Origin of the sequence: Escherichia sp. WS1368 (assembly GCF_046487485.1) — a bacterium.
In the GTDB taxonomy this organism is placed as follows: domain Bacteria; phylum Pseudomonadota; class Gammaproteobacteria; order Enterobacterales; family Enterobacteriaceae; genus Escherichia; species Escherichia coli.
This window is the reverse complement of sequence record NZ_JBJQJI010000018.1, coordinates 60657-67936: the sequence shown is the minus strand read 5'-3', so window position 1 is coordinate 67936 and position 7280 is coordinate 60657. Positions and strand designations below refer to the sequence as shown.

The following is a 7280-nucleotide window of genomic DNA, read 5'->3' as shown; positions in this document are numbered from 1 at the left end:
TTGCCAGACCGCAAGGTGTTTTAACAAATCAAAAGGGGTTTTAATAACTGGCTTAAAGCTGAAAGCTTTCCGGAACCCCCAGCCTAGCTGGGGGTTTTCTGTGCACAAAAAAGCCTTAACGCAGAACGCTAAGGCTTTAGTTTTCAAGCAAAAAAGATTACTTGCTGGTATCCAGTTCTTCGAAACCTTTCACCAGATCATCAATCGCTTTCATCTGCTTGAGGAACGGTTCCAGTTTAGCCAGCGGCAGCGCGGATGGACCATCACATTTCGCATGTTCCGGATCCGGATGCGCTTCAATAAACAGCCCCGCCAGACCTACCGCCATACCGGCACGTGCCAGCTCAGCCACCTGAGCACGACGACCGCCGGAAGCTGCGCCAAACGGATCGCGGCATTGCAGTGCGTGGGTCACGTCGAAAATCACCGGTGAATTACCAGACACTTTCTTCATGATGCTGAAGCCCAGCATATCAACAACCAGGTTGTCATAGCCGAAGTTAGCACCGCGATCGCAAAGAATCACTTTTTCGTTGCCGCCCTCTTTGAATTTATCAACGATATTACCCATCTGTCCCGGGCTGACAAACTGCGGTTTCTTGACGTTAATTACCGCACCGGTTTTCGCCATGGCTTCAACCAGGTCAGTCTGGCGAGCAAGAAACGCCGGCAACTGAATCACATCCACAACATCAGCAACGGGCTGAGCCTGGCTTGGTTCGTGAACGTCGGTGATAATTTTCACGCCAAAAGTCTGCTTCAACTCCTGGAAGATTTTCATCCCTTCTTCCAGGCCCGGTCCACGATAAGAGTGGATGGAGGAGCGGTTGGCTTTGTCAAAAGAGGCTTTGAACACGTAAGGGATACCCAGTTTCTGGGTCACGGTTACGTAGTGCTCGCAAATGCGCATCGCCAGATCGCGAGATTCTAGCACGTTCATACCGCCAAACAGTACGAACGGCAGGTCATTTGCTACGTTGATGTCGCCAATGCTAACCACTTTTTGTTTCATAGGATCGCCTTAATCTTGAGTAAAATGTCGATTAATTAATGCAGCACAATATGTTTATGCGCGATGTTATTTATTTGCGCACGGATCATTTCGCTGATCGGGTCTTCCGGACACTGTTCAACGAAATAACTTAAATCGTTCAACGCAACGTGTTCGCAATCCAGTTGCGCATAAATCAACCCGCGATCGCGAATTTCATAGGGATCTTCCGGGTTGAATTGTAATAAAGCTTCGCTGGTGCGTAACGCCAGCTCCATCTGATTTTCTTCCATCAACGAAGCTTTGAGTGTATCCAGCAATTTGCGGATTACCTCAATGTTATCAGCTTCATCAAGGTCTTCATAAAACAGTTCCGCCGACGGGCTGATATTTCCCTTTAACCATACATCCAGCATATGTTCGCTTAACGATTCACCGTTAAAAGGATTAATCAGCCAAATTTCGCCATCCGGACATTCAATGCGCAATATCAGCTGCGTCGGGAAAATCACCGGCAATAGCGGCAAATCGAGACGATTCGCGACCCATAATAAAACGGCACCTAATGATACCGCACTGCCCTGTCGATTCTTTAACACCTGGTCCAGCCATAATGCATCGGAAAGGCGATAAACGCCGCGTGAGGCTTTAAATCCCCAGTCGCCGTAAAACAGCGCGATCAGTTTTTCCAACTGCTCTTCTAAAGGCAGAAGCTGGCTGATTTCTTCCTTCGCCAGACTAACGAGACGCTCCAGTTCGTCGTAAACATCTTGCGAGGGAAAATCGCGGCGGATTGCTTCGCAAGCCAGGATCATGCCTTCGCACAATGGCGCTTTATTAAATTCGAAATCAGCTAACGATCTCATGACTTACCCCAGTAACGGTACTTTTGTGGTGGCGAGTTTAATGATGATGTACAGCACCACCAACGCCAGCGGGAAGGCAATAATGCGCGCCTGCTGACTGTGCATACGACGATAATCGAATGCAATAAAACCCAAAACGATATAAATGATAACTCCAAACAGCTTTTCAGTCAGCCACTGTGCCTGCCCGGAAAATGGCAGGATGTGCGCTTTAGCCATCAACGCAATGCCGCTTAACAATAACACCGTATCGACAACCGGCGGCACAATGCGCGTCCAGCGCGCAAATGCCTGTGGATGCTTCTGATAACGTAGCCAGAAACGTAAGGTTAATAGCCCTACAGAAAGCGCAATGCTAATGAGATGAACGCTAAGCAGTGTAGAAAAACTTGTCATTGATAATAGCGGCCGAGCGTTACGCGCTCGTTATCACCATAGTCCCGACAGGTTTCGACGTCATGATACCCCGCGAGGATAAATGCCTGTCGCACCGCTTCGCCCTGCTGCCAACCATGTTCCAGAAGCAGAAAGCCGCCGGATACCAGCGCGTTACGCGACTGTTCGATGATATGCACGATGTCTGCCATTCCACTGTCTGCCGCAACCAGCGCAGTGAGCGGCTCAAAGCGAACATCGCCTTGTTGAAGATGTGGGTCCTGCTCGTCAATATACGGCGGATTACTGACAATCATCGCAAACTGCTGCCCGGCTAGCGCGCTAAACCAGTCGCTTTGCAGAATATGGATGTTTTTGATCGCCAGATTCTGGGCATTACGTTGCGCCAGAGAGACAGCATCGGGCATACGATCTACAGCGGTAATTTCGCAGTCCGGGCGCTCGCTAGCCAGCGCCAGCGCAATCGCCCCGGTACCCGTCCCGAGATCGAGAATACGGCAAGGTTGTTCAGGCAACCGCGCCAGTGCCTGCTCCACCAGACACTCCGTATCCGGGCGCGGAATTAAGGTCGCTGGCGAAACAAATAACGGCAACGACCAGAATTCTCGCACCCCGGTTAAATGAGCAATGGGTTCACCATCGCGACGACGTGTCAGTAGCGCATCAAGTTGCTGACATTGTTCGTCAGTCAGCTGCGTTTCACCAAAGGCGAGAATAAAAGTACGCCCTCTGCCGGTAACATGCTCCAGCAGGATTTCAGCATCACGCCGCGGGCTTTCGCTCGCCTGAAGTTGGCTTATTGCTTCACGTAACCAGTATTGATATTCCATTATTCCTGCTCGGACAACGCCGCCAGTTGGTCGGCCTGATGTTCCTGGATAATCGGTTCAATCAGCATATCCAGCTTACCTTCCATCACTTCATCCAGACGGTAGAGCGTCAGGTTGATGCGGTGATCGGTAACGCGCCCCTGCGGGAAATTGTAAGTACGGTTACGGTCGCTGCGATCGCCACTCCCCAGCAGGTTACGACGGGTAGACGCTTCGGCCTGTTGCCGTTTTGCCATTTCTGCAGCGTGGATGCGAGCACCAAGCACAGAAAGTGCTTTAGCTTTGTTTTTATGCTGTGAACGTTCGTCCTGACATTCAACAACAATCCCGGTCGGCAAGTGGGTAATACGAATTGCCGAATCGGTGGTGTTAACGTGCTGACCACCTGCCCCTGACGAACGGAAAGTATCAATGCGCAAATCTGCTGGGTTGATGTCCGGCAGTTCTGCGTCAGGCAGTTCTGGCATTACCGCAACGGTACAAGCAGAAGTATGAATACGACCCTGCGATTCCGTAGCAGGAACACGCTGCACGCGATGACCGCCGGATTCAAATTTCAGACGACCATATACAACATCACCGCTAATTTTGGCGATGATCTCTTTATAACCACCATGTTCACCCTCGCTGGCGCTCATGATTTCTACACGCCAGCGGCGGGCTTCGGCGTAACGGCTGTACATACGGAACAGATCGCCAGCGAAGAGCGCCGCTTCGTCGCCGCCGGTTCCGGCACGGACTTCGAGGAAGGCGTTACGTTCGTCATCAGGATCTTTTGGTAGTAACAGAACCTGTAATTGCTGTTCCAGTTGCTCGCTTTTTTCTTTAGCTTCGCGCAGTTCATCCTGCGCCATCTCACGCATTTCAGGATCGTCGAGCATCATCTGTGCGGTTTCGATATCTTCCTGAACCTGTTGCCAGTCGGTAAAACAGCGCGAAACATCACTTAACTGCGCATATTCGCGTGATAATGCGCGAAAACGTTCCTGGTCGGCGATAGTTTGCGCGTCACCCAGCAACGCCTGAACTTCTTCATGGCGTTCATGCAGGGCTTCCAGTTTGGCAACGATAGAAGGCTTCATAGGCGTAAATGCACCCTGTAAAAAAAGAAAATGATGTACTGCTACTCCAGCCCGAGGCTGTCGCGCAGAATATTCAGGCGTTCGTTATCCCCGTCACGGGCGGCCTGTTGAAGTGATTTCGTTGGCGCATGGATCAAGCGGTTAGTCAGTTTCCATGCCAGATCCTGCATAATGGCTTGTGCGTCGCCGCCCTGCTCAAGGGCCGCTAACGCTTTGGCGGTTAACTCATCGCGAACTTGCTCTGCCTGGCTGCGATACTCGCGAATGGTTTCGCTGGCGCTTTGTGCACGCAGCCACGCCATAAATTCGCTGGTTTCCTGAGCGACAATAGTTTCCGCCTCAACCGCTGCGGCTTTACGCTGCGCCAGGTTGTGCGAAATGATGCTTTGCAGATCGTCCACGCTATAAAGATAAGCATTCGCCAGTTTGCCAACTTCCGGCTCAACATCGCGCGGAACGGCAATATCCACCAGCAGCATCGGTTGGTTGCGACGGCTTTTTAATGCGCGCTCCACCATGCCTTTCCCGATAATCGGTAACGGGCTGGCGGTGGAACTGATGATGATATCGGCTTCGCGCAGACGTTCGTCGATATCACTCAGGGCAATAACTTCCGCGCCGACTTCATCTGCCAGAATTTGGGCACGTTCGCGAGTGCGGTTGGCGATAATCATCTTCTGTACTTTATGTTCGCGCAGATGACGCGCCACCAGCTCGATGGTTTCGCCCGCACCCACCAGCAGTACCGTCACCGTAGAGAGCGATTCAAAGATCTGCCGCGCCAGCGTACAAGCCGCAAAAGCGACAGACACAGCACTGGCACCGATATCTGTTTCAGTGCGAACGCGTTTCGCTACAGAGAAAGATTTCTGGAACATGCGTTCCAGTTCGCTGGCCTTCATATGACCTTTTTGCGAATCAGCAAAGGCTTTTTTTACCTGACCGAGGATCTGCGGCTCCCCCAGAACCAGTGAATCCAGGCCGCTGGCAACACGCATTAAATGGCTAACCGCGTCGTTATCCTGATGCCAGTAGAGGCTTTTACGCAGATCTTCTTCATTAAGATTATGATAATCGCATAGCCAGCGGATTAACGCCTCTTGCAGGTTATCCTGCTCTTCAACGCTAAGATAAAGTTCCGTGCGATTGCACGTCGACAGCACCACGCCGCCCTGCACCATCGGCTGCGCAAGCAGGCTGTCAAGCGCCTGATCGAGCTTATCCGGCGAAAACGATACACGTTCTCGCAGCGATACAGGTGCCGTTTTATGGTTGATACCGAGTGCTAAAAGGGTCATGTCTGCGGGAAATAATACCAACGTTGATAGGGTTAGTCTGCTTGCATCATACAGGATGCGTAAGATCAATAAAAGAGAGCGCCCCCTTTTGGAGTAATTGCCGAAAGCCGTTAGATTCTGGCAATTAAGACAACTTGAACATAGACGATAGCGGACGGTAACGCTAGCATTAAGGGTTATAACTGCAACGTATCTCAAGGACTTGTCATCACTATGCCCCTGCCCGATTTTCGTCTTATCCGCCTGCTACCGCTGGCTGCTCTTGTGCTCACTGCCTGTTCCGTTACCACACCCAAAGGTCCTGGCAAAAGCCCGGATTCACCACAATGGCGTCAGCATCAGCAAGACGTGCGCAATCTTAATCAGTATCAAACTCGCGGCGCGTTCGCTTATATTTCTGACCAACAAAAAGTGTACGCCCGTTTCTTCTGGCAGCAAACTGGCCAGGATCGCTACCGTCTGCTGCTGACTAACCCATTAGGCAGCACGGAACTGGAGCTGAATGCTCAACCGGGTAACGTGCAGTTAGTCGACAATAAAGGCCAGCGTTATACCGCCGATGACGCCGAAGAGATGATTGGCAAATTGACCGGAATGCCAATTCCGCTCAACAGCTTGCGCCAGTGGATTTTAGGTTTACCGGGTGATGCAACCGACTACAAACTGGACGACCAGTACCGCCTGAGCGAAATCACCTACAGCCAGAATGGCAAAAACTGGAAAGTTGTTTACGGTGGTTATGACACAAAAACTCAACCTGCGATGCCAGCCAATATGGAACTCACCGACGGTGGTCAACGCATCAAGTTAAAAATGGATAACTGGATAGTGAAATAATGCGGACACAGTGGCCCTCTCCGGCAAAACTTAATCTGTTTTTATACATTACCGGTCAGCGTGCGGATGGTTACCACACGCTGCAAACGCTGTTTCAGTTTCTTGATTACGGCGACACCATCAGCATTGAGCTTCGTGACGATGGGGATATTCGTCTGTTAACGCCCGTTGAAGGCGTGGAACATGAAGATAACCTGATCGTTCGCGCAGCACGATTGTTGATGAAAACTGCGGCAGACAGCGGGCGTCTTCCGACGGGAAGCGGTGCGGATATCAGCATTGACAAGCGTTTGCCGATGGGCGGCGGTCTCGGCGGTGGTTCATCCAATGCCGCGACGGTCCTGGTGGCATTAAATCATCTCTGGCAATGCGGGCTAAGCATGGATGAGCTGGCGGAAATGGGGCTGACGCTGGGCGCAGATGTTCCTGTCTTTGTTCGGGGGCATGCCGCGTTTGCCGAAGGCGTTGGTGAAATACTAACGCCGGTGGATCCGCCAGAGAAGTGGTATCTGGTGGCGCACCCTGGTGTAAGTATTCCGACACCAGTGATTTTTAAAGATCCTGAACTCCCGCGCAATACGCCAAAAAGGTCAATAGAAACGTTGCTAAAATGTGAATTCAGCAATGATTGCGAGGTTATCGCAAGAAAACGTTTTCGCGAGGTTGATGCGGTGCTTTCCTGGCTGTTAGAATACGCCCCGTCGCGCCTGACTGGGACAGGGGCCTGTGTCTTTGCTGAATTTGATACAGAGTCTGAAGCCCGCCAGGTGCTAGAGCAAGCCCCGGAATGGCTCAATGGCTTTGTGGCGAAAGGCGTTAATCTTTCCCCATTGCACAGAGCCATGCTTTAAGCCGGGCAAGCTGAGTTTCGGTGACAACGTCACCTTGTTCCAGACGTTGCATCGCGCTCTTTAATACACCGCCTGGAAAGAATCATGCCTGGCCCGCACAGTTTTCGGCAGATTCTTTCCACCAATGGA

The 7280-nt window shown here is 51.4% G+C and carries 8 protein-coding genes; 2 read left to right on the top strand and 6 right to left on the bottom strand.

Features of this window, described 5'->3' with window-relative positions; all coding sequences use genetic code 11:
- Window positions 1–157: 157 nt before the first annotated feature.
- Genes kdsA through hemA form a run of 6 tightly spaced genes read right to left on the bottom strand, consistent with a single transcriptional unit; the run spans window position 158 to window position 5463 of the window.
- Window positions 158–1012, bottom strand: coding sequence for a 3-deoxy-8-phosphooctulonate synthase (kdsA, locus tag ACJHYD_RS21400; protein ID WP_000811065.1), 855 nt, complete (start codon window positions 1010–1012; stop codon window positions 158–160).
- Between the two features lie 35 nt (window positions 1013–1047).
- Window positions 1048–1857, bottom strand: a complete 810-nt coding sequence (sirB1, locus tag ACJHYD_RS21395; RefSeq protein WP_001257044.1) for an invasion regulator SirB1 — start codon at window positions 1855–1857, stop codon at window positions 1048–1050.
- 3 nt (window positions 1858–1860) lie between these two features.
- Window positions 1861–2253, bottom strand: a complete 393-nt coding sequence (gene sirB2 / locus ACJHYD_RS21390) for an invasion regulator SirB2 (RefSeq protein ID WP_000200377.1) — start codon at window positions 2251–2253, stop codon at window positions 1861–1863.
- Window positions 2250–3083 (bottom strand): peptide chain release factor N(5)-glutamine methyltransferase, encoded by an 834-nt coding sequence (gene prmC / locus ACJHYD_RS21385; protein ID WP_000456570.1) that lies wholly within the window; start codon window positions 3081–3083, stop codon window positions 2250–2252. The genes sirB2 and prmC overlap by 4 nt, the downstream gene beginning before the upstream one ends.
- Complete coding sequence (gene prfA, locus ACJHYD_RS21380; protein WP_001550996.1) at window positions 3083–4165, bottom strand: peptide chain release factor 1; 1083 nt, start codon at window positions 4163–4165, stop codon at window positions 3083–3085. Before prfA ends, prmC begins: the two co-directional genes overlap by 1 nt.
- A gap of 41 nt (window positions 4166–4206) precedes the next feature.
- Window positions 4207–5463 (bottom strand): glutamyl-tRNA reductase, encoded by a 1257-nt coding sequence (hemA, locus tag ACJHYD_RS21375; RefSeq protein WP_001299679.1) that lies wholly within the window; start codon window positions 5461–5463, stop codon window positions 4207–4209.
- Window positions 5464–5676: 213 nt separating this feature from the next.
- Between hemA and lolB the strand changes: the two genes are divergently transcribed.
- Both lolB and ispE read left to right on the top strand, forming a co-directional pair.
- Window positions 5677–6300, top strand: coding sequence for a lipoprotein insertase outer membrane protein LolB (lolB, locus tag ACJHYD_RS21370; protein ID WP_001130692.1), 624 nt, complete (start codon window positions 5677–5679; stop codon window positions 6298–6300).
- Entirely contained in the window at window positions 6300–7151 is an 852-nt protein-coding gene (gene ispE, locus ACJHYD_RS21365) for a 4-(cytidine 5'-diphospho)-2-C-methyl-D-erythritol kinase (RefSeq protein WP_001260323.1), read from the top strand. The genes lolB and ispE overlap by 1 nt, the downstream gene beginning before the upstream one ends.
- Window positions 7152–7280: the final 129 nt, after the last annotated feature.

Excerpts from the sequence above, each read along its gene's own strand:
- kdsA (WP_000811065.1), bottom strand. The coding sequence starts at position 1,012 with ATGAAACAAAAAGTGGTTAGCATTGGCGACATCAACGTAGCAAATGAC.
- sirB1 (WP_001257044.1), bottom strand. The coding sequence starts at position 1,857 with ATGAGATCGTTAGCTGATTTCGAATTTAATAAAGCGCCATTGTGCGAA.
- sirB2 (WP_000200377.1), bottom strand. The coding sequence starts at position 2,253 with ATGACAAGTTTTTCTACACTGCTTAGCGTTCATCTCATTAGCATTGCG.
- prmC (WP_000456570.1), bottom strand. The coding sequence starts at position 3,083 with ATGGAATATCAATACTGGTTACGTGAAGCAATAAGCCAACTTCAGGCG.
- prfA (WP_001550996.1), bottom strand. The coding sequence starts at position 4,165 with ATGAAGCCTTCTATCGTTGCCAAACTGGAAGCCCTGCATGAACGCCAT.
- hemA (WP_001299679.1), bottom strand. The coding sequence starts at position 5,463 with ATGACCCTTTTAGCACTCGGTATCAACCATAAAACGGCACCTGTATCG.
- lolB (WP_001130692.1), top strand. The coding sequence starts at position 5,677 with ATGCCCCTGCCCGATTTTCGTCTTATCCGCCTGCTACCGCTGGCTGCT.
- ispE (WP_001260323.1), top strand. The coding sequence starts at position 6,300 with ATGCGGACACAGTGGCCCTCTCCGGCAAAACTTAATCTGTTTTTATAC.